Source organism: Sulfobacillus harzensis (assembly GCF_012933365.1).
In the GTDB taxonomy this organism is placed as follows: domain Bacteria; phylum Bacillota; class Sulfobacillia; order Sulfobacillales; family Sulfobacillaceae; genus Sulfobacillus_B; species Sulfobacillus_B harzensis.
Genome location: NZ_JABBVZ010000012.1, coordinates 17,937 through 37,829, shown reverse-complemented (window position 1 = coordinate 37,829; position 19,893 = coordinate 17,937). Strand labels below are relative to the sequence as shown.

Sequence of the window (19,893 nt, the reverse complement as noted above, 5' to 3'; positions counted from 1 at the left end):
AAATGTCGTTCCATATTTTTGCTCCCGATGCCGCCGTCATCGACGGCGCTATTCTCTCTCGCCCGGGAATATTGGTGGGGGACGACGGCATCATCCACCACGTCGACAGCGTCGAGGCACTGACGACGGAATTTCCTGATGCGCTTGTCGAGCGGTTGGACGGAGAACTGCTCGTGCCCGGCACCGCGAACGGCCATAACCACGCATTTCAAATACTTATGCGCGGCATGGGCGAGGACTCGGACTTTCTGACCTGGCGAAGCCAGGTTCTCTATCCGGTGTCGGAAAGGCTAACGCCTGAGGACATATACCGCTCGGCCAAACTCGCCTATTGGGACATGCTGCGTCATGGCATCACGGCCGTGGTCGATTTCTTCTATCTGAACGATCAAGGCAGCGACAATGCTCTGGCGATTGCCCGGGCGGCCCAAGAGGTGGGCATTCGGCTCATTTTAGCGCGCACCTTCTACGATTGGGACGGTGCACCGGCCCGTTATCGGGAGACGCCCCATGAGGCCCACGATCACACCTTGGATCTCGATCGCCGGCTCCGTCAGGAAGGACTGACCCCATGGGTCACTCTGCAGGTCGCGCCGCATTCACCCCACGGCGCATCGCCTGCCATGGTCGAGGCGGCGGTCGCCACAGCCAAGGAACTGAAGACCCGACTGCATATTCATGTCGCTGAGGGCCGCTACGAACTCGAAAAGATGAAGCACGAGACCGGCCTCACGCCGATCCAATGGTGTGCGCGCTACGGCGCGTTGTCGCCGCAATCCCTTGCCGTGCATGCGGTGTGGGTGGACGACGAAGATTTGGATGTGCTGGTCGAAACGGGCGCAACCGTTGTCCACAACCCTGCCAGCAACATGATTTTAGGCGACGGCATCGCCCCGCTAGTCGAGATGCTCAAGCGGAAAATTCCGGTCATCTTGGGAACAGACGGTGGGTGCACCAACGACCGCCACTCCATTTTTGACGATATGCGGATGGCGGCCCTGTTGCAAAAAGTCCATTGGACCGACTCCAGCGTCATCCGCGCGGAACAGGTTTTCGACCTTGGAACGCGGGCCGGCTATCAGAAGCTTGGCCTTCGGGGAGGCCGTCTTGTCTCCGGGGAACCCTTCGATGCCGTGAGCGTGCGAACAGACGACCCCTCTCTGTTGCCCGGACCGGCTACACTTGGCCATTTGGTTTACGCGATGGCGGACACCGCCATCAAGGATGTCTACGTCAATGGTGAGCGGGTCATTCAGAATGGTCTTCCCACCCGTTTCAATCCGACCCCATTAGTCTCATGGGCCCGTGGGTGGCAAGCAGCGCGGTGAGTCGGTTTAGGATCCACCGTCTTTCCGCGCCCGCCGCATGGCGAGCGCCATCACAACCAGACCGATGAGGAGAACCACTCCACCCACATCACTGACGACCACCGCTGCCTTTCCCCGAAGAAAATGAGCCAGCCCCATCACCAAAAGTCCGGCCGCGATCACGGTTGTGAGTCGGCTGCTCCGCCGACTCACGCCCAAGACCAATCCCAAGGCACCAAGCACCACCTCAGCAATGCCAAACCACAAGCTATGCACGCCATCCCTCCCTTTTCTTATCCCAGCAATCCACTCACCTGCCGCTCGGGCACAACATATCATGAGCGTGATTCGCTCGAAGATGCGACGCCTGACACAACTTAGCCAAAGAAGTGATTCTGTGCAAAATCTGAAGGCCACAGTTCAAAAATCGCGCCGTCGACAGGCCATATGGCTCTTAATTTTAGCCATCGGGCCGGGGGTGTTGGGATTAGCCGCCGACAATGATGCCGGCGGAATGTTGTCTTATGTGGTCACCGGCGCCTCCCATCATCTCACCTGGTTCATCGCCGCTCTGGTGCTGATGGCCCCGCTCACCTACGTGGTGCAGGAACTGGCGTTGCGGGTGGCCTTCGCCACCCAAAAACCCTACGGCCAGGTTATTCGCCACCGTTTGGGCCACCCGTGGTCGCGGGTGAACGGCTTGGTCCTCCACGCCCTCAACATGGTCATTCTGGTAACGGAATTTCTCGGCATGGCCATGGGCGAAAACATGATTGGCATTCCCTGGCCGGTCGCGGTGATATTAGCCTTCGCCATCGTGTTGGCGATTACCTCCTGGAGTCGCTATCAGTCGGTGGAACGTTTGCTTCTTTGGATCTCGCTTCTCAACCTCATTTTCATTCCCGCTGCGCTTTTGCTGCACCCGTCGCCTGGAGCCTGGCGGATGGCGTTCAGCGGGTCCTTTACCCCAACGATCGGCTTTTTAATGCTGTCATTGGCCGGCAACGCCATGGCCCCTTGGATGATTTACTGGCAGCAAAATGCGGTTTGGGCGGGGCAAGTACGCACGTTGAAAGCAGGTCGGCAAGACATCATGCTGGGCGTGGTCGCCCAAGTGGTGATGGCCACGGTGGTGCTTCTGATTGGCGGACTAACCCCCGGATCGGGAGCCGTGTTCGCCGACCCGCTCCGATGGCTGGTCGCCCAAGACGGCCGATTGGTCGGCGACATGTTTGCTCTCGGCATCTTTAATGCTGGATTTTTAGCCGCCTGCACCATCTCCCTATCGTCAGCCTGGATGGTACGGGAGTCATGGGCGCCCGGCGCTCATCCTCGCCAGGAGATGCCGACTCGCGGCGGGCTCTTCCTCCTCCATCTGGTGACGCTGGGGGTTGCGGCGGCCGCGGCCATCTTTCTCTGGATTCCCATTGGCACCTTAGCTCTTTGGGCCCAAGCGTTGGGCGCCCTATGGATGCCCATCAGCCTGGTGACCTTAGGCCTCATTGCCCGGGACCGGCGCACTATGGGACCAATGGCGATTCGCTGGCGCCGACAGCTGGGGCTGGCCGCTATCATTGCCTTGTTCATTGGCCTGGCGGTCTTGGGACTTACGACCGCGTAGTGGTTCGATCCCGAATCATCACCGTACAGCGTGAAATCGCCACCAGTTTATCCTCTTCGTCGGTAATGCGAATGTCCCAAACCATGGTGGTTCGGCCACGATGCACCGGGACGGCCCGAGCCGTGACCATGCCGTCCGCCTTGGCGCGAATGTGGTTGGCATTGATTTCGAGGCCCACCGCCATTTGCCGGCTTTGGTCAATCTGAATGGCGGTACCAATGGACGCTACCGTTTCCGCCAGCGCCACCGACGCCCCGCCGTGCAAAATGCCGAAGGGCTGGCGGGTTCGATGGTCAACTGGCATGGTGGCGACCACCAAATCGGGTTCAGCCGATTGAATCTCAATGCCTAAGCTGGTCAGCAGCGTGGATTGGCTATCGATGGACATGCTCATCCTCCTTGCCCTTCTATGGTACCAGACCCCGCGCGGGATTCCTCGAATTGACCGCTTTTCGGTATGATAGGGGGGAGAAGGAGGCTAGATCCATGCCGGACGGCGGATTGGACCAGGTATTGTCGTATTTGAAGACCCACCGTGATCAACATGTAAGCGAAGTGTCGGACTTTCTTCGCATTCCCAGTGTTTCTGCCCTTAGTTCCCACAAGGGCGATGTGGCGCGGGCGGCCGAATGGCTGAAAAACCGTCTTGTAGCAGCGGGCTTTCAGGATGCCCGTCTCGATTCCACCCCAGGGAACCCCGTGGTGGTCGCGTCGGGCCCTCAACGCCCCGACCGCCCGACCGTGCTGGTATACGGCCACTATGACGTGCAGCCGGTCGACCCGTTGTCATCGTGGCGCCACGATCCGTTTGATCCCACGGTCGAAGACAACATCCTTTATGCGCGCGGCGCGAGCGACGACAAGGGGCAGGTCTTTATGCAGCTCATCGCTGCTGAGGCTTGGCAGAAAGCGGGTTCCTTGCCGGTGAACGTCAAGTTTCTGTTTGAGGGTGAAGAGGAAATTGGCAGCGTCCACTTAAGCCAATATATTAGGGAGCACCAAACCGACCTCACGGCAGACTTGGCGGTCATCTCCGACACCCCCATGTATGCCGACGGCTACCCTTCCATAAGCTATGGGCTTAGGGGCTTGGTATCGCTAGAAATTACGGTGCATGGCCCATTTCAGGACCTGCATTCCGGAGTCTACGGGGGAGCCGTCATGAACCCAGCCCATGCGTTGGCCCGTCTCATCGCGTCGTTGCATGACGAGGACGGTCGTGTACGGGTGGCCCACTTCTATGATGATGTCGAGCCGCTCAGTGATGAGGAGCGTGCAGCGCTTGCCCGACTGCCTTTTGATCCCGCCGTCTATCGCGATGACGTCCAGGTGCCGGCGTTGTTTGGAGAAACGGGCTATTCCACCCTCGAGCGGATTTGGGCCCGCCCCACCCTGGAAGTGAACGGCATGTGGTCGGGATTTACCGGTGAGGGTCAGAAAACGATTATCCCGTCGACCGCCCATGCCAAGATTACTTGTCGGTTGGTCCCTCACCAGCGGCCGGAGCAGATTATCGAGGCGGTGTCCGAGCATTTAAGACAGCATCTTCCTCCGGGAGTACGGCTCACGATTTCTCCCGGCGAGGGGGCTCCGGGTTCCATTACCCCCTTGAACCATCCAGCTGTCAAGGCGGCGGAACGGGCCATCGAAGCCATCTATCACACCCCGGCGTCATACATCCGTATGGGCGGTTCCATTCCCGTGGTGGTGGACTTCCAGGAGACGCTCGGCATTCCCACATTGTTGCTGGGATTTGCCCTGCCGAACGAAAATTTCCATGCGCCCAACGAGCATTTCCACCTCGACAACTTCTACCGGGGGGCGGAAACCGTGGCGGCGTTATGGGCCTATCTGGGTGATCGCCATGAGTGACCTGCCGATGACATCCACGGAATTGACGCGGCTGGTCGAGACCCTTACGGAAGGGGAAGCGCTGTTTCATCAGTCGGAAAAGCTGGTGCGCCCCTTGACCCGGGAACCCATCCGCCGCTTCATGTACGAAATCCAGGGGATGCTGTTCCCCCATTGCGCCACCATGGCTCCGGATGCCAGCGACCAGCCAGGAGCGGAACGGGCCGGCGAACTGCTCTGGACCTTGACCGGGCTCATCCACCGGACGACAGTTCATGATTGTCAGGCTCCCTCCGCCTGTGCGGTGTTGGATCAGGCCGCGTTCCAAGCGCGGCAATTCATGTTGGCTCTCCCGGCTATTCAACGGCAAGCGCTGACCGATGCGGAAGCGGCTTACGAGGGCGATCCGGCAGCGCGTGGCTTGGTGGAAATCATCAGCACCTATCCCGGATTTTATGCCACCCTAGCCTACCGCATGGCCCACACTCTGGTCGGTCTGGACGTGCCGCTGCTGCCGCGCATGATGACGGAGATTGCCCACAGCGACACCGGGATCGACATCCATCCGGGGGCGACTATTGGGCTCTACTTCTTTATCGATCATGGCACCGGTGTGGTCATTGGCGAGACCACCGAAATAGGGGACCGGGTCACCCTCTATCAAGGGGTGACGCTGGGCGCGCTTAATTTTCCCCATGACCAAACGGGGCGCATCATTCGCGGGCACAAGCGCCATCCGACAATTGAGAACGACGTGGTGATTTATTCGGAAGCCACAATACTGGGTGGCGATACCGTAATTGGCCACCATTCGGTCATTGGGGGCAATGTGTGGCTCACGGAAAGCGTTCCCCCATTTTCGAAAGTCAGCACAAAGTCTACAATAGCCTTGAGATCGAGACAGGAACCGGAACGACATTCTGACAACCAAGGGTGAGGAAAGCGATGCAACATATTCATGACAACAAACCGCCACTGTCACACGGCACGGCAAGCCTATGGGTGGATCTGGTCTTTTGGCATCCGAAGCCAAAGGATGCCCGGCAGTTGACGGCATATCTTGAGGAGCATGGCCTCGGGGAGCGGTCCCAGACGGTGGAGTGGCTTGACAAATTCACGGTGCGTCTGGCGATGTGGCGGGGCCGCTACTGGTATTATGTCACCCCGGACGAGTGGCAAGAAGCGGGAAAAGACTTGATTGCGTTCATCAAGAAGACGGCTCTTCACTATCACTGCAAAAAAGTGGAATACGACACGCGGGCCTTTTCCGTGGGTATCACCAAGAATGTTCGCCGCACGCATCGGCCGGTTGAAGCACTCTTGGACGAGCAGCCCGCACATGACCATCCGGTGTGGTGGGTCTTTTCGCTGTGATGACCGCACCCACGCTAACGAGCATCCGTGAAGCCAAAGAGCGCTTGCACGGGGTTATTCATGCCACACCGCTGGCGCACAGCACCTCGCTGTCCGAGGAGGCCGGCATGGATTTGCGGTTTAAGCCGGAAAACCTGCAAATTACCGGATCCTTTAAGATTCGAGGCGCCTTCAATAAGATCAAAAGTCTAGTCGACGCCGGCGCCAAAGGTGTTGTCACCGCATCGTCCGGCAATCATGGTCAAGCGGTGGCCTGGGCCGCCCGCTATTTTGGCCTTCCTGCCCGCATCATCGTGCCCACGACCGCGCCAGCCATCAAAGTGGCATCGGCCCGGGCGTTTGGTGCGGAGGTGGAGTTCTTCGGCACCCGAAGCCGGGAGCGTTTAGAGCGTGCCGAACAGGTGGCCCAAGAACTGGGCTATGTATTTGTCCCGCCCTATGACGATGCTTGGGTGATGTCGGGACAAGGCACCCTGGGATTGGAGATTCTTCAGGAATGGCCCGACGTCGAGGCTGTCGTGGTCCCCATCGGTGGAGGCGGCCTCATCTCCGGCATCGCCACCGCCATTAAGGAGACCCGCCCCGACGTGCGCGTCATCGGAGTGGAGCCGGAAGGCGCAGCCAAGGCTTTTCAATCCCGCCAGCAAGGTCGGCGGGTCGAGCTTCCCGGCACGGAGAGTCTGGCCGACGGGCTCATTACATTGGCTCTCGGGCACCTCACCCATCCCATCGTCGAACGGTACGTCGATGACCTCTACACCGTGAGCGAGGAAGCCATTCAACAGACCCTGTGGCGTCTCATGACGCGCCTCAAGCTGGTCGTTGAACCCTCCGGTGCGGTAACCTCAGCCTTTTTGCTTAGTGAGCAAGGCCGGGCGCGTCTCGGCGGGCGCCGGGTGGTTGCTGTCATTAGCGGCGGAAATGTGGACCCGGAGGTGCTCCGCACCATCCCTGTGCAATAACCGGTCTTGCATAAAACCCCCTCCCATGGCAAAGGCTACCGTGTGGAGGGGGTTTCACTATGGAGGAAAACCACTGCTCGTGCGGCAACCCATCCGTGGCGGAATGCTACGACTGCCACGGCGCTCTGTGCGTCGACCACTTGTGTCAAGGATGCGGCCGGTGCGAAAACGACTGTGTCTGTCATTTGCGCTGGTGGATTCCCGAGTTCTTCTAATCGGCACCCCGCCGCGTAAGGGCGATGTCGCGAGCTTCGCCTGTTGGGCTGCTAAAAAAGCCCCCAAAATCTGGGGGCCAGGTCTCAACCTTTGTCGAATTTATCGGTCAGCGTGAACCGGGGAGGCAATCCGCTCCGTAATCTCGATCAGCCGCTTGGTTTGATGCCGAACAGCGGCCAATACCTCGTCGGACACCTTGTCCCCGCCGGCTGTGGCGGATGCTCCGTAAGGATTTCCACCCGCGCCGAAAATGGTTTGGTCGGTGTACCCCGGCGCTACGACAATCGCACCCCAGTGGTACATGGTGGTATAGAGGGAGAGAATAGTGGCTTCCTGCCCCCCATGGGGATTTTGGGCGGAACTCATGGCCGTGACCGTCTTGTTGACCAACTTCCCTTGACCCCACAATGGGCCAGCCGTATCAAGAAACTGCTTCATCTGAGCCGCCATGTTGCCAAAACGGGTAGGCACGCTGAAGATGATCCCGTCGGCCCAGTCCAGATCGTCCAGGGTGGCCTCCTGCACGTGCTGGGTCACGTCCACGTGCGCCTTCCACTGAGGGTTAGTTGCAATCGCTTCGCTGGGTGCCAGTTCCTTCACACGGCGTACCCGAACCTCCGCTCCCGCCTCCTTAGCGGCCTTCTCTGCTTCCAGCGCCATCTGATAATTGGTGCCGGTCGCACTGTAGTAGATCACAGCAATCTTGACGTTAGCCATAATGGACCTCCTTGGGAATCTGTTAGGATACTGCTGTCATTCGTGCGACGCGTTCATAGAGCGCATCAATCAGTTCTTGCGTCAGACTCATAGCTAAATCATCGGCCATAATATCCCCGGACCGGATTTTTTCATGAGTTAGGGCCACCAATTTCCAGGCGGTGGACGACCTTGGCGTTCAGAAAGGTGAGGACCTGCCTCAAGTGCATTTGTACCCGCAAGGTGCCAGAGTTCCCTATGCGGACAAAGGCCAGCCATTCCTGCTTCATCGTCCACCTCCTATATCGCCAGCGTTCCCCAGCCAGAACAGGATATGTTGAGGGCTAACGTTTGGTTAGCAACTACGGTATTGTAAATTAACGAATTCGTCTTCATTTGTCAAGGGCTGCGCGGTATAATAAGTGGCTGAGGGACGTGAAAAAATATATCCGAATGAATTCGAGTTCTCCCAGGTCAAATAATATGAGAGGAGGTTGAAACGATGAAGGAATTTGACTTGTGCCCGCGGTTCGAGGCGGCCGTTGGACTTATCGGCAAACGCTGGACGGGGCTCATTATTGAAGTCCTGTTACAAGAGCCGCAACGCTTTTCGGAGATTGCCCAGGCGATTCCCCATGTCAGCGATCGCATGTTGGCGGAGCGCCTCAAGGAATTAGAAGCGGAAGGCATTGTGGATCGCCGCGTGTATCCCGATACGCCGGTACGGGTAGAATACGCCCTGACAAAGAAAGGCCGTGACTTAGCTCCGGTGATGCAAGCCCTGCATGATTGGGCTAACGCCTGGATTCTCGCTCCAACCCATTGAAACAGGACGTCCCTCCCATTGCTCTCACCCATGGGGTCGTGTACCCTAACCGTATCGCCTGCATAACGTAGGTGGAAGATTCGGTAAAGGAGCGATTCTGGTGAAGGTTGCCGCCCGCATGGAGAAATTGCCTCCCTATCTTTTCCTTGAACTTGACCGTCTCATTGAACGTGAACACGCCCAAGGCCACGACATCATCAATTTGGGCATTGGCGACCCCGATCAGCCAACGCCCCAACATATTATCCACGCCCTTCAGGAAGCTGCCACCCGCCCCAGCAATCATCGGTATCCCAATTATTTGGGCAGCGTGCCCTTCCGCAACGCCGTGGCGAATTGGTATCGCACGCGTTTTGGTGTGTCGTTGGATCCGCTCTCGGAGACGGTGGGCCTCATTGGCTCTAAAGAAGGCATCGCACATCTCACCTGGGCCATGGTTGGACCAGGAGACGTGGTGCTCGTACCCAACCCCAGCTACCCCGTCTACTTTACACAGGCGTTGCTGGCTGGGGCAGAAGTCTACTCCTTGCCGCTGTTGCCGGAAAACGGCTTCTTCCCGGATCTTAAGTCGATTCCCGAGGCCGTATTGGAACGGGCCAAAATGCTCTGGCTCAACTACCCCAACAACCCCACCGGTGCCACCGCCACCGCGGAGCAGTTGGCAGAGGCGGTGGATTTGTGCCGCCGGCATGATATTCTATTGGCCAGCGATTTGGCCTATGCGGAAATTGGCTATAACGGATACCGCGCGCCCAGTGTTTTGGAAATTCCCGGTGCCCGAGAGGTGGCGGTCGAGTTTTATTCCCTCTCCAAACCATTTAACATGACCGGATGGCGCGTCGCCGCCGCGGTTGGCAATGCCTTAGCCGTCAATGCGTTGGGAACCTTGAAGTCCAATCTCGATTCGGGCATCTTTACCGCTGTCCAGGAAGCGGCCATTCATGCACTGGAGTCTAACCCCATGGGCTTTTTTGCTGAACAAAGCCGCCTCTATCAAGAACGGCGCGATATTGTTCTTGCAGCATTGGAGGACATGGGGCTGTCCATTCCCGCCCCGCTCTCCACCTTCTACATTTGGTTCCCTACCCCTCGCGGGATGACCTCCAGCGAAGCCAGCCGATTCTTTGTGGAAGAGGCGCATGTGGTGGTCGCGCCCGGGGCCTCCTACGGAGAATTTGGCGAAGGGTGGCTTCGCATCTCTCTGACCTGCGCGACCGAGCGTTTGGTCGAAGCCATGGAGCGGATGAAAGCGGCCACCTTGCGGTTATCCTAAGATGTCCCCCCGTGAGGTGATCGCATGACGTCGTCGGGCCCTATTGCGCTGTTCGATTCCGGTGAGGGCGGGCTCACTGTCCTTCGCCAGTTGCTTCAGCGCATGCCGGGAGAACAATTTATCTATGGTGCCGATTCCGGGCATTTTCCCTACGGTGAAAAATCGTTGCAGCAAGTGCGGGACTGGTTTCTGGCCTTCCTTGACTTCTTTATCGCCCAAGGGGCGCGAGCGGTGGTCATCGCCTGCAACACGGCCACCGCGGCGGCCCTCCAAGAAGCAGCAGCCCGTTCCCCGGTTCCCGTTATCGGCGTGGTGGAGCCCGCCGCAGAGCGTGCCGCCGCCATCTCCCGAAACGGCTCGGTTGGCGTGCTGTCCACCGAGGCCACCCACCGCTCCGGCTTGTACCGGAGCCGATTACAGGCGATTCGTCCTCAGTTGACGGTCATCTCCAAACCCTGCCCCATCCTGGTGGTAATGGCGGAGAATGGCCAAATTGACGGCGTCAACGTGGAAGACGCCGTCCGAGCCTGCGTTGAGCCGGTGATGGATACCGGCGTCGATACCATCATCCTTGGCTGCACACACTTCCCCCACATGCGGCAAGTGTTCAACCGCGTTGTCGACAATCGCGCCGCTATTGTGGACCCTGGTGAAGAGATTGCCGATCGGCTGATGCCCTTGGGATTCCCGAAACACGGACAAACCACGCGCGTCAAAGCCTGGACAACCGGTAACCTGGAGCGCTTTCTGTGGGTGGCGGAGCGGTTGTGCCCGGGCATCCCTCTAGAGGCGCACGCCCTCCATTGGAAGGATGGCCGGGTCCGCGATGCTTGACAGCGGTTTCACGCACCGTGATAATTCCTATTAAGACGATATGGATTCAGGGAGGCAGCTGCCGATGCCCGCTGGACGGCATATCGTCCGGATGGATATCAGTAAATCCTGTTGAGGAGGAACACTGTGCGCTACAAATCGATATTGGACGCCATTGGCGGAACCCCGCTGATACGGCTGAGGAAGGTGTCGGAAGAGACGGGCTGGGACGTCTATGGAAAATGGGAGGCCAAGAACCCCGGGGCCAGCGTCAAGGACCGCATCGCGTGGGCCATGATTCGCGCTGCCGAGGAAGAGGGCCGTTTAAAGCCGGGGGGCACGATTGTCGAGCCCACGTCAGGCAATACCGGCATTGGCATCGCCTGGGTCTCGGCCGCTCGGGGCTATCGCACGATCATCACCATGCCGGAAAGTGCTAGCGTCGAACGCCGTGCGATGATGCGCGGGTTTGGGGCTGAAATTGTTCTCACCCCGGCTGGTGAGGGAATGCGGGGCGCGATTAAAAAAGCGCAGGAGTTGGTGGACTCAACCCCTGGCGCGGTGATGTTGCAGCAATTTGAAAATCCCGCCAACGTCAAGGTGCATTACGAAACGACCGGTCCGGAAATTTGGGCGGACACCGATGGTCGCGTAACCGCGCTCATTTCCGGCGTGGGCACCGGCGGGACGATTTCCGGAGCCGGAAAATATCTGAAAGAAAAGAACCCCGCCATCCATGTGATTGCCGTGGAACCGGCGGAATCGCCCGTCCTCTCAGGCGGCACCCACAGCCCGCACCGTATTCAGGGCATTGGCGCCGGATTTGTACCAAAGGTACTGGACACCACGCTCTATGAATCCATTGTTCAAATCCCGGATCAAAGTGCCATCGACGCCGCCAAGGCGCTCATGCGCGAAGAAGGCTTAGCCATTGGCATTTCCAGCGGGGCCGCCGTGGAGGCCGCACGCCGCGCTTTGCCGAAGCTTGGCTCATCCGGTGTTGCCGTCGTGATTTTGCCCGACCATGCAGAGCGCTATCTATCGACCGCGCTCTTCGCGGAATAACGATCGTGAACGGGTTGAAAACCTCGCTCAAGGTAGGGCTCGCGATTCTGGACCTTTTGGCCCGGAGTCCCAACCACCCTCTCACCGTGCGAGAGATGGCGGAAAAGCTACGGCAGTCGGAAAAGTATTTGGAGCAGCTCTTGCTGCCGTTGCGGCGGGCACGACTGGTTGTGAGTCTGCGCGGTCCCCATGGCGGATATCGGATAGCACGCCCAGCAAGCTATATTACCTTGCTAGAGATCGCACAATTGCTACAGGGACCAATCACCTTCTGCGACTGCCCTACCCGGGACTGTCGGGACTGTCTTAGTCCTCCCATCTGGCAAGCATTGGAATCCTGCATCGAAACCAGCATGGCCGGGGTAACGCTGGCGGACATTATGGCTGGTCGATTCCCGATGGTGCCAAGACGCGTCGCTCTCGGCCCGGATTGGGTGGAAGGCGGACTGGGAATCTAGCTTGCACAGCGCTCCTCATCTCGGAGCGCTGTGCCTTTAGGCGGAAGCCGCAGAGTTATCCCCGATCGAACCTAAGTCTTAGCCACTTTGGCGCTGTTTTTCAATGTCGGCAAACTGCTCAAGACGCTTGGCAACACTCCCCATGACGGTGTCTGACCCATCGTTGGGGGTACCGGCCGGCACGCCCGTGAGCACCTCAATGCCCTGTTCAATCGTATCGACAGCCCAGAGGTGGAATCGGCCTTCCTTCAGCGCTGTCTGCACCCCTGGTGAAACCATGAGGTTCGAAGATTCCTCGATGGTATCAGCACACCTTGCTTGCCCGAAAGCCCCTGCAGACGGCATGCTTCGAAAAATCCCTCAATCTTATGGTTGACCCCGCCGATCGGTTGAACCATCCCGTATTGGTCAATCGAGCCAGTGACGGCAATGCCCTGGTTGATGCCGTATCCAGACAAAGCTGACATGAGAGCGTACAGTTCGGCGCTTGACGCGCTGTCGCCGTCCACTTCGTCATACATCTGCTCAAAAGCGATGCTGGCCCCCAGCGCCAGCCGGCGGTTTGCGCCAAACCGCCCCGAAAAAAACCCACTCAGGGTGAGTACGCCCTTGGTGTGAGTCGAGCCCGACTGGTGCGCCTGCCGCTCAATATCCACGATGCCCCGCTCGCCCGCCCAGACGGCAGCCGTAATGCGCGAGGGGTGGCCAAACGGGGCATCACCTGCGCTCATGACTGCGAGTCCGTTCACCTGCCCAACGGCGAACCCTTCTGTGGTTATGAGTAGAGTGCCGTCCGCGATGAGTCGGTGCATGTAATCGGCTGGACCGGCCGACCGTTCGCGGCGGCCTTGAAGTGCCATCGCCACATGCGAACCGTCGATGACGGGGGCACCAGATGCCCAGACTTGCGCTTCCTCCAACAGCGATAACACCTCGCCCAGTTGTGTGGTGAGGCGTTCCTGGTGCTCGGCGCGCTCGGCCGCAAATTCAGCCAGAGCTGCCAAAGCCTTCGTGTTGAGACGTGCCCCGCACGACCTATGACAGGCTTCGGAAAGTATCTGGCCTAGTTCCCGAAGATTCCTTCGTGAGGCGGGCATGTCCGCAGCAAAATCCGCTTTAATTTTGAAGAGCCGGCGAAAGTCCGGATCATAGTTGTAGAGAGCGTAGTAGATGTGAGCCGGCCCCATCAAGACGACAGTTACGTCCAGAGGAATGGGTTCCGGTCGAAAGAAAACGGGGCGCATCCAGCCCAACCCTTCCGGGGCGTTTTCGATGTTCGCCCACCCTTGCCTGAGTGCCCGCTTCAAGGCACCATAGGCGTAGGGTTCCTGAAGCAAGTCTTCAACCCACAGCACCAAATATCCTCCATTGGCCCGCATGAGGCTTCCCGCCGCGATTCCCTCCAAGCGGGCAACCAATCCATCCCGGGATTGCTTGTAGTTCATCTGGCCAAACAAGTTAGACAGCGTCGGGTGGGTTTCAAAAATCACCGGGGCGCCCGCGTGGGGTTCATGTTCTACCAAGAGGTGCACAGCGTACTGGGTAACCCAGCCCTCGGGACTGTCGTTGTCATCGTGGCGTAAATCGTCCAAATGCTGCAAAACGTCTTGAAGGATGGCGCTAAAGTATCCGTGCGCGGACGGCATCTCCCTATAGGGTGCCGAGTAGACCTCAAGCAGAGGCGTGCCTGCGTTCTTTGCCACCTCCTGTTCGCTCTTCTGAATTTCCAAGCGGGCATCGCGTTCCAGCGTGCGCATGCGGTGCAAGGTCATCTCCAGCGGTTCGGCCAACTGGGCTTGGCGTTCTTGAATGCCCTTGCGGATAGTCTCTGGGATCTCTTGAAACTCTTCCGGGCGAAACGGCTGCCCATCCGGGCCGAGCGGCAGCGTCAACACCTGGCCGGTAGGTGCCGTTTGGACTGCGAACCCCAAATCACGGGCCTGCGCCAACAGAGCATCCCAGATTTCTTGCTGCTTGACCTCGAAGGCATGCAAGATGGTTTGCCGATGATGCGTGTAGGCCTCCGAGTCCAGCGCCGCGCGCAATTCGCGGTGGATAGATTGGACAAATTGTTCTACGCCGCGCTGAAACGAGCGTCCCCGACCGGCCGGCAGCGACAACGCCCGCGGCTCATCTTCCCTTTCAAAGTTGGGGATAAAGCACCAATCGTCGGGAGCAGGCTGAGAAGGGGCCCATGATGCGAGACGGTTCCGGATGTAGGTGCGTTTTCCCGTTCCGCCGGGACCCACGAGAAATAGATGGGCGTGCATTGCCAACCCGAAATCAATAGCCTGCTCAGCCCGCTCCCGGCCCAGCATGCCCTGGGCCCCATCCGAGGGCAACGACGCAAAAATCTCTTGGTCAAACGTGCGTCGTGCTTTATCGAAGGGCACTTCAAACTGATGGCTGTCCATCGCGCTCCGCTCCCCTTTCTCTAGCGGCCTAGGCCATCCCCATGCGCCGCTCTCATTTCATTATGGCGGCGCCATGGCCCTGTCCACTACGGTCGAATGACCCTAGGGGAACGGTCCATTTAGAAAACACCACCAATAGCAACGGATTCAAACGGCCCTTACCCTTTGCCTTGGCGCAACCACTCCTCGTGCTTGACCATCACCGCCCGCCATAGGGCGCGCCGTTGGCGCCCATCATCATCGTCAAGCCGCTCATAAAACACATCGGCAAGTATTTCGAACCACTCCCGCTGTCCCTCTAAGATTCGGGAATGCTCGCCGCCGACATCGCGCCGGGTAAAAATGCAGCCTTTTAACTCATTGCGCCCCGTCTTCTCACGATTTCTTACCACTACGAAATTAATCCACGGCGATGCCGGAGACTGACTCAGGTGTCGATGATTCTCCGAAAACGCCTCAAGGTCGGGAACGGCCGTTCCATCGACGTCCCGATCCCACAAACGCGCCATGTGGGTCATGCACCAGACGCCATCCCTTGTCCGTCACTTCATACGCGAACGGGCCCGGGGCATATTGGCCTCTATTCGGTCAATCCGTCCTGAAAATCCAGCGCCTGCGCGTGAATGTCCGATGCCGTCAGGTGGCGCACCCGGCGCAATGCCAACGGGAGCAACGCCACGATGATCCAGGCCAAGCCGGAAGCGGTCTCTACCGTCCTAAATCCCCACCGCTCGGCGGCGGGGATTGCCAGCACTAGACCGATGGGAATCCCCACAAAGGAGCCAAAATCATCGAATGCCATGACGCGCGACAGCTTGTCCTTCGGTATTCCCTGCTGCAAGGAGGTATTCCATGCGATGTCCGCTATGGCGGATCCCATCCCCGCGGCGATAGCCCCGGCCATGAGGCAGGGCACCCTCAACCCGATCCCTAGCACCATCATGGGCAGGCCAACCAGGGCTTCAGCCGCCATGGCTGCCCGGAGGGGCCGGGTGAAGTGGACCCGCAGCATCACGAAGCTGGCTCCCAGCAGGCCCGCCGCTTGCAAGCTGAGGACCACGCCCCAATCCGCTGGCCCAAAGGTGCGCAGGGCGATGATAGGGCCAAGAACCCGCCACGCGCCCATTTGTATCGGGTTCATGACAGCAAATGCCCCGGTAATGGTCCAAATCCACGGTCTACGAGAAAAATACGCCCAGCCGGCCCGCATCTGGTGCACCAAGGAATCCGGCCATGCCGTGGGACGGGAGGGGATCCGCACATAAGCTATGCAAGCGGATGCGATGAAGAAGCTCAGGGCATCGACAGCGATACCCCAGCCGCCGCCGATGGTCGCCGCCAAAACGCCAGCAGCCGCCGGCCCCACCATTTTGGCCGTGCTCCGGGAAGCATTCAATAACGCATTGGCTCTTTGAATGTCTGCCCGATCAACCAATTCCGGAACGATACCCCGGGTGGCTGGAGCGCTGAACGCGCTGATGATTCCATTCGTCACGGCCAGAGGGAAAATCCAGTACGGGCTGGTTCCCGTGAGAACAATAGCGGCGATGCCCGCTTGGGTACAGCCGGATCCGAGGCTCGCAAATAGAATCAAACGATCCCGACGATACCGATCCGCCACACTCCCTCCCAAGAGAAGCATGACGACATTGGGGAGGATTTCCGCTGCCATTATGTACCCGAGGAGGTGTTGCCCATGACGAGCCTGAAGTATCGCAAATGCCAGCGCGACCGGCGTCATGCCGCTGCCAAACAGGGACACATTGCGCCCGATATAGAACCAGCGGAATTGCGAACGCGCGAGGGCGCCCGTGGTAAACAGCGATTTAACCACGGTTGACATGACCCCTTCATGATGGATTCCCGGCCGAGTGCGGTTATGGTAATCGAAAATTAGGAGCCAGGGTAGACTTATATTTTCGGATGGTTTAGACTAATAATCGAAAGGCAAGAAAAGGAGCCGTATTTTGACGGATCCCATTATTGAGTACAAATGTTTCCATCTGCTCGTTGTGAGCAGATTTTTCTTTTGCCTCCGACGCGCTCTAGGAATGCGCTGTGCAAAAGACAACACCTGCGCATCAACACCCCAACGATTCCTTTCCCTTGATCGGGTTCTCCTTCCCGGCCCGATGATCTTAATTTATTGTTCTCTGTCGTGATATCATTGATATCGAAATCCGATATCATGTTTCGATGGAGGAAGCGTCATCGAGGACCGCATACTCAGAAAGCTGTTTTTAGGGTTCATACAAATCCATATCCTTCACCACGCCTCCCGCGAGGCCATCTACGGGCTCTGGATGTTGGACGAGTTGGCGAACCATGGATATCACCTCAGCGCGGGGATGCTCTATCCCCTGCTGCACTCCATGGAGAATCAGGGTTTACTGTCGCGTGAAGATCGCCTGGTGGACGGGAAAATCCGAAAGTACTACACCATCACCCCGCAGGGTGCCCAAGTCTTGGCTGAGGCCCGACAGAAGGCCCGCGAATTGTTCCAGGAAGTGGCCGACTAGGCGCGATGGGAGGAATGGAAATGTCCCTGGAGGCTGGAATTCTTGTCGTCATTGTACTAGCTTTTGCGTGGAGTATTGGGGCGCATTATACGGGTGCGTGCATGGGCATGGCCTATGGTTCCCGATCCATTAAGCTATGGCCGGCGTTGGGGCTCATGGCAGTCCTGGCCCTCGCGGGCGCGGCTGTTGCCAGCCATCGCGTAGAATCCACCGTAGGGTTGCACATTGTGGACGCGCGCCACGTTACGGTAGTTGCCGCCCTGGTCATTGTGGTGGCAGCCTTTTTGCTGACCACCATCTATACCGCCCGGAAAATCCCCACATCGACCATTCAGATTCTGGTTTTTTGTGTGGTAGGGATGGCGCTTGGGGCGGGCATCGCGGTTCACTGGCTAACACTGTTGAAACTCGCCGTGATTTGGGTGATGGCTCCGCCGGTCGCGTTCGGGCTTGGGTATCTATTTACGCACGGACTCGACCGCATCGTCGGTTTTAAACCCGGGGACAATACGCGTCAAACAAGGGTTCTACGAACATTGAGCACCATTCTGGTGGTGGTCGGTGCAGGCGCGTCGTTCACGATGGGTGCCAATGACGTCTCGAATGCCACCGGGGTCTTCATCATGACCCATCTCTTCAGCGTGTGGACGGCCGGCGTTATCGGCGGCATTGGTCTATTGATTGGCGTTCTTACCTGGGGAAAGCCCTTATTGCAAAAAGTCGCCTTTGATATTGTCCATGTCGATCTCTCCATGGCCAGTGCAGCCCAATTGGTCCAGGCGCTGGTTGTGCTCCTGGCCGTTAGTTTCGGCTTCTTCACCTCGATGAATCAAGCACTGGTTGGGGCGATGACGGGGGCTGGCGTAGCCCGGGGAACGGGCGCCATCGAGTGGAAAGCGATTTCTAACATCATAAAAGGGTGGATGATCGCGCCTGTCTCTGGCATTGTCATCGCGTTCTTGTTGGCAAAATTAGCGGGAGTGTGGTTTGCGCTGTAGTCACCGCTCCGGCGCGTCATTGCCCAGAATTTCTATAGCCCTTGCGCGAGGCGCCAAAACATGCTAGCCACACCCGCACGCGTCGGCGTTTCCTCGGGCTTCTTGAATGGCTTCCCATCCTTCTTTCACCACGAAGTACACCAGGGCCAGCGATGCTATGCTATCCGCCCACCACCAACCAAACAGCGCTGTGGCTACGACCCCTAGCAACACGGTCCAGGCCATGTACGCACAGACAATCGAACAGGAGCCGTCAGCCCGCAGTGCGTTGCTGCCAATCTCCCAACCAATACGCTTTTTCGCTCTGGATAAATACGGCATGATGATACCCGACGCCACCGCCAGCACAATCCCCCAATCCGAAGCCTGGGCTCCCGTATGCGTCGCGAGTTTGACCGCCGACGCCACAATGATATAGGCCGCCAGCAATAGCAAGGCAGAGCCCACCACCCACGAAGCCCGCTGTTCGGCCCGTTGGATGCGGACCCCATTCGCCCCCTGGGATTCCATCATAAGTCGCCACAATAGCACCGCCCCGGCGATCAGTTCAATAACACTGTCGGCCCCGAACGCCACCAGCGCCAGGGAATGTGCCGCCATCCCGGCGGCTATTGCCACGCCCGCTTCCACGATCATCCACGCGATAGACCACAATTCAATGTGAACCCCTTTACGGAGCGACACTGCATGAGCCGACGTCGCCACAGGCCCCTCACATCCTTTCCTCGTCCTGCTCAGGGATGCGGTAATTCACACAATCGGCAATGCGCTGCGCATTAGCCGCGACGATTGCATCCGCCAGGTGCAGCAATTTCAGAATCTGAGCGTCGGCGATACGGTAATACACATGCCGCCACTCTTGACGGCTCAAAACGAGTCCGCAATCCTTCAAACACGCCAAATGATTGGATACGTTGCTCTGGGACAATCCGGTTTCATCTCGCAGCCGGCCGACCGTTTTCTCACCGGTTTGAAGAGCTAACAACAGAACTAGTCGTGACGGATCAGCCAATCCACGGAAGAACTTCGCCCGCACGGCTAATGCGGTATCGCTTGAGACGCTCATTCGGACCTCCCCACACATTATCGTGTCATCACAGCATGATATGAAGATGCCGCGGAAGCGCCACTGCCTCTGTGAAATATTGCTGCCGTGGTGGACGCCCTCCATGGACCACACCTCCGCCTTTTAGGATTAACGGAACCTAGAGCTCTGCCCACGGTGGCCAAGACTGCCGTGTTTGTTCTCCCATGATCATGAACACGGTGAGGGGTTTTACTCAGTCGCCAATTGATTCCACTGGTGAGTACAAGGGGGTTCGGCTCTCGTTCAACATCCCAAAAAACACCGGGATGTTGAAAGTGGGTCATGGGGTGTTGGATGGGCGGCTTCATGTCATTCATAACGGCTGGCTACCTTATGATGGGTCTGCATTGGTTTGGAGTCTACCCGCCGAAGGGCCCGCGATACCTGTTTGCAGTGGCGCTGACGGCGTATGG

23 protein-coding genes are annotated in these 19,893 nt (G+C 58.3%); 13 read left to right on the top strand and 10 right to left on the bottom strand.

Going from position 1 to position 19,893, the window contains the following annotated elements; all coding sequences use genetic code 11:
• Window positions 1-2 precede the first annotated feature (2 nt).
• A complete protein-coding gene (locus tag HIJ39_RS05305; RefSeq protein WP_169097463.1) occupies window positions 3-1,328 on the top strand; it encodes an amidohydrolase family protein in 1,326 nt (441 codons plus the stop codon).
• A gap of 6 nt (window positions 1,329-1,334) precedes the next feature.
• Here the strand turns inward: HIJ39_RS05305 and HIJ39_RS05300 are convergent, their stop codons facing one another.
• Window positions 1,335-1,583: a hypothetical protein gene (locus HIJ39_RS05300; RefSeq protein WP_169097461.1), complete on the bottom strand. Its 249-nt coding sequence runs from the start codon at window positions 1,581-1,583 to the stop codon at window positions 1,335-1,337.
• Between the two features lie 121 nt (window positions 1,584-1,704).
• Between HIJ39_RS05300 and HIJ39_RS05295 the strand changes: the two genes are divergently transcribed.
• Window positions 1,705-2,928 (top strand): NRAMP family divalent metal transporter, encoded by a 1,224-nt coding sequence (locus HIJ39_RS05295; protein ID WP_338055086.1) that lies wholly within the window; start codon window positions 1,705-1,707, stop codon window positions 2,926-2,928.
• Here HIJ39_RS05295 and HIJ39_RS05290 read toward each other — a convergent pair.
• The gene (locus tag HIJ39_RS05290) at window positions 2,915-3,316 is read right to left on the bottom strand and encodes a hotdog fold thioesterase (protein WP_169097459.1); all 402 of its coding nucleotides are present in this window, start codon (window positions 3,314-3,316) and stop codon (window positions 2,915-2,917) included. The two genes, HIJ39_RS05295 and HIJ39_RS05290, sit on opposite strands and share 14 nt — an antisense overlap.
• 98 nt (window positions 3,317-3,414) lie before the next feature.
• Here HIJ39_RS05290 and HIJ39_RS05285 point away from each other — a divergent pair, with 98 nt between their 5' ends.
• From HIJ39_RS05285 to HIJ39_RS05270, 4 genes are read left to right on the top strand one after another with little or no spacing between them, the layout of a single operon-like run.
• Entirely contained in the window at window positions 3,415-4,800 is a 1,386-nt protein-coding gene (locus HIJ39_RS05285; protein ID WP_169097457.1) for a dipeptidase, read from the top strand.
• On the top strand, window positions 4,793-5,716 hold the full coding sequence (locus HIJ39_RS05280; protein ID WP_243239363.1) for a serine O-acetyltransferase: 924 nt from the start codon (window positions 4,793-4,795) through the stop codon (window positions 5,714-5,716). Before HIJ39_RS05285 ends, HIJ39_RS05280 begins: the two co-directional genes overlap by 8 nt.
• A gap of 8 nt (window positions 5,717-5,724) precedes the next feature.
• Window positions 5,725-6,153, top strand: coding sequence for a hypothetical protein (locus HIJ39_RS05275; protein WP_169097455.1), 429 nt, complete (start codon window positions 5,725-5,727; stop codon window positions 6,151-6,153).
• A complete protein-coding gene (locus HIJ39_RS05270; protein WP_169097536.1) occupies window positions 6,153-7,115 on the top strand; it encodes a threonine ammonia-lyase in 963 nt (320 codons plus the stop codon). The genes HIJ39_RS05275 and HIJ39_RS05270 overlap by 1 nt, the downstream gene beginning before the upstream one ends.
• A gap of 315 nt (window positions 7,116-7,430) precedes the next feature.
• Here the strand turns inward: HIJ39_RS05270 and wrbA are convergent, their stop codons facing one another.
• Both wrbA and HIJ39_RS05260 read right to left on the bottom strand, forming a co-directional pair.
• Window positions 7,431-8,048: an NAD(P)H:quinone oxidoreductase gene (gene wrbA / locus HIJ39_RS05265; RefSeq protein WP_169097453.1), complete on the bottom strand. Its 618-nt coding sequence runs from the start codon at window positions 8,046-8,048 to the stop codon at window positions 7,431-7,433.
• Between the two features lie 131 nt (window positions 8,049-8,179).
• Complete coding sequence (locus tag HIJ39_RS05260) at window positions 8,180-8,317, bottom strand: hypothetical protein (RefSeq protein ID WP_169097451.1); 138 nt, start codon at window positions 8,315-8,317, stop codon at window positions 8,180-8,182.
• A 212-nt stretch (window positions 8,318-8,529) separates the two neighbouring features.
• Between HIJ39_RS05260 and HIJ39_RS05255 the strand changes: the two genes are divergently transcribed.
• From HIJ39_RS05255 to HIJ39_RS05235, 5 genes are all read left to right on the top strand, one after another.
• Complete coding sequence (locus HIJ39_RS05255; RefSeq protein ID WP_169097449.1) at window positions 8,530-8,853, top strand: winged helix-turn-helix transcriptional regulator; 324 nt, start codon at window positions 8,530-8,532, stop codon at window positions 8,851-8,853.
• A gap of 100 nt (window positions 8,854-8,953) precedes the next feature.
• Window positions 8,954-10,126, top strand: a complete 1,173-nt coding sequence (locus tag HIJ39_RS05250) for an LL-diaminopimelate aminotransferase (protein ID WP_338055085.1) — start codon at window positions 8,954-8,956, stop codon at window positions 10,124-10,126.
• Window positions 10,127-10,150: 24 nt separating this feature from the next.
• Complete coding sequence (gene murI / locus HIJ39_RS05245; RefSeq protein WP_169097447.1) at window positions 10,151-10,960, top strand: glutamate racemase; 810 nt, start codon at window positions 10,151-10,153, stop codon at window positions 10,958-10,960.
• Between the two features lie 126 nt (window positions 10,961-11,086).
• Window positions 11,087-12,004 carry a cysteine synthase A gene (cysK, locus tag HIJ39_RS05240; protein ID WP_169097445.1) on the top strand — a complete coding sequence of 306 codons (918 nt, stop codon included), beginning with the start codon at window positions 11,087-11,089 and terminating at the stop codon, window positions 12,002-12,004.
• Between the two features lie 5 nt (window positions 12,005-12,009).
• Window positions 12,010-12,462 carry an Rrf2 family transcriptional regulator gene (locus HIJ39_RS05235; protein ID WP_169097443.1) on the top strand — a complete coding sequence of 151 codons (453 nt, stop codon included), beginning with the start codon at window positions 12,010-12,012 and terminating at the stop codon, window positions 12,460-12,462.
• Between the two features lie 78 nt (window positions 12,463-12,540).
• On the opposite strand, the gene HIJ39_RS24030 is transcribed toward HIJ39_RS05235, so the two are convergent.
• The 4 genes from HIJ39_RS24030 to HIJ39_RS05220 form a co-directional block, all read right to left on the bottom strand.
• Window positions 12,541-12,741 carry a hypothetical protein gene (locus HIJ39_RS24030; RefSeq protein ID WP_243239362.1) on the bottom strand — a complete coding sequence of 67 codons (201 nt, stop codon included), beginning with the start codon at window positions 12,739-12,741 and terminating at the stop codon, window positions 12,541-12,543.
• Window positions 12,711-14,876: a Lon protease family protein gene (locus tag HIJ39_RS05230; RefSeq protein ID WP_243239361.1), complete on the bottom strand. Its 2,166-nt coding sequence runs from the start codon at window positions 14,874-14,876 to the stop codon at window positions 12,711-12,713. The genes HIJ39_RS24030 and HIJ39_RS05230 overlap by 31 nt, the downstream gene beginning before the upstream one ends.
• 158 nt (window positions 14,877-15,034) lie before the next feature.
• Complete coding sequence (locus tag HIJ39_RS05225; protein ID WP_169097441.1) at window positions 15,035-15,394, bottom strand: hypothetical protein; 360 nt, start codon at window positions 15,392-15,394, stop codon at window positions 15,035-15,037.
• A 62-nt stretch (window positions 15,395-15,456) separates the two neighbouring features.
• A complete protein-coding gene (locus tag HIJ39_RS05220; RefSeq protein WP_169097439.1) occupies window positions 15,457-16,719 on the bottom strand; it encodes an MFS transporter in 1,263 nt (420 codons plus the stop codon).
• A 367-nt stretch (window positions 16,720-17,086) separates the two neighbouring features.
• On the opposite strand from HIJ39_RS05220, the gene HIJ39_RS05215 reads away from it, so the two are divergent.
• The gene (locus HIJ39_RS05215) at window positions 17,087-17,395 is read left to right on the top strand and encodes a helix-turn-helix transcriptional regulator (protein WP_169097532.1); all 309 of its coding nucleotides are present in this window, start codon (window positions 17,087-17,089) and stop codon (window positions 17,393-17,395) included.
• A gap of 20 nt (window positions 17,396-17,415) precedes the next feature.
• The gene (locus HIJ39_RS05210; protein WP_169097438.1) at window positions 17,416-18,393 is read left to right on the top strand and encodes an inorganic phosphate transporter; all 978 of its coding nucleotides are present in this window, start codon (window positions 17,416-17,418) and stop codon (window positions 18,391-18,393) included.
• 63 nt (window positions 18,394-18,456) lie between these two features.
• On the opposite strand, the gene HIJ39_RS05205 is transcribed toward HIJ39_RS05210, so the two are convergent.
• Together HIJ39_RS05205 and HIJ39_RS05200 are read right to left on the bottom strand one after the other, a co-directional pair.
• Complete coding sequence (locus HIJ39_RS05205) at window positions 18,457-19,098, bottom strand: cation efflux transmembrane domain-containing protein (protein ID WP_207711488.1); 642 nt, start codon at window positions 19,096-19,098, stop codon at window positions 18,457-18,459.
• A 7-nt stretch (window positions 19,099-19,105) separates the two neighbouring features.
• Complete coding sequence (locus HIJ39_RS05200; protein ID WP_169097436.1) at window positions 19,106-19,459, bottom strand: ArsR/SmtB family transcription factor; 354 nt, start codon at window positions 19,457-19,459, stop codon at window positions 19,106-19,108.
• Window positions 19,460-19,893: the final 434 nt, after the last annotated feature.

Excerpts from the sequence above, each read along its gene's own strand:
- HIJ39_RS05305 (WP_169097463.1), top strand. The coding sequence starts at position 3 with ATGTCGTTCCATATTTTTGCTCCCGATGCCGCCGTCATCGACGGCGCT.
- HIJ39_RS05290 (WP_169097459.1), bottom strand. The coding sequence starts at position 3,316 with ATGTCCATCGATAGCCAATCCACGCTGCTGACCAGCTTAGGCATTGAG.
- HIJ39_RS05285 (WP_169097457.1), top strand. The coding sequence starts at position 3,415 with ATGCCGGACGGCGGATTGGACCAGGTATTGTCGTATTTGAAGACCCAC.
- HIJ39_RS05280 (WP_243239363.1), top strand. The coding sequence starts at position 4,793 with ATGAGTGACCTGCCGATGACATCCACGGAATTGACGCGGCTGGTCGAG.
- HIJ39_RS05275 (WP_169097455.1), top strand. The coding sequence starts at position 5,725 with ATGCAACATATTCATGACAACAAACCGCCACTGTCACACGGCACGGCA.
- HIJ39_RS05270 (WP_169097536.1), top strand. The coding sequence starts at position 6,153 with ATGACCGCACCCACGCTAACGAGCATCCGTGAAGCCAAAGAGCGCTTG.
- wrbA (WP_169097453.1), bottom strand. The coding sequence starts at position 8,048 with ATGGCTAACGTCAAGATTGCTGTGATCTACTACAGTGCGACCGGCACC.
- HIJ39_RS05260 (WP_169097451.1), bottom strand. The coding sequence starts at position 8,317 with ATGAAGCAGGAATGGCTGGCCTTTGTCCGCATAGGGAACTCTGGCACC.
- HIJ39_RS05255 (WP_169097449.1), top strand. The coding sequence starts at position 8,530 with ATGAAGGAATTTGACTTGTGCCCGCGGTTCGAGGCGGCCGTTGGACTT.
- murI (WP_169097447.1), top strand. The coding sequence starts at position 10,151 with ATGACGTCGTCGGGCCCTATTGCGCTGTTCGATTCCGGTGAGGGCGGG.
- HIJ39_RS24030 (WP_243239362.1), bottom strand. The coding sequence starts at position 12,741 with ATGGTTTCACCAGGGGTGCAGACAGCGCTGAAGGAAGGCCGATTCCAC.
- HIJ39_RS05230 (WP_243239361.1), bottom strand. The coding sequence starts at position 14,876 with ATGGACAGCCATCAGTTTGAAGTGCCCTTCGATAAAGCACGACGCACG.
- HIJ39_RS05225 (WP_169097441.1), bottom strand. The coding sequence starts at position 15,394 with ATGACCCACATGGCGCGTTTGTGGGATCGGGACGTCGATGGAACGGCC.
- HIJ39_RS05220 (WP_169097439.1), bottom strand. The coding sequence starts at position 16,719 with ATGTCAACCGTGGTTAAATCGCTGTTTACCACGGGCGCCCTCGCGCGT.
- HIJ39_RS05210 (WP_169097438.1), top strand. The coding sequence starts at position 17,416 with ATGTCCCTGGAGGCTGGAATTCTTGTCGTCATTGTACTAGCTTTTGCG.
- HIJ39_RS05200 (WP_169097436.1), bottom strand. The coding sequence starts at position 19,459 with ATGAGCGTCTCAAGCGATACCGCATTAGCCGTGCGGGCGAAGTTCTTC.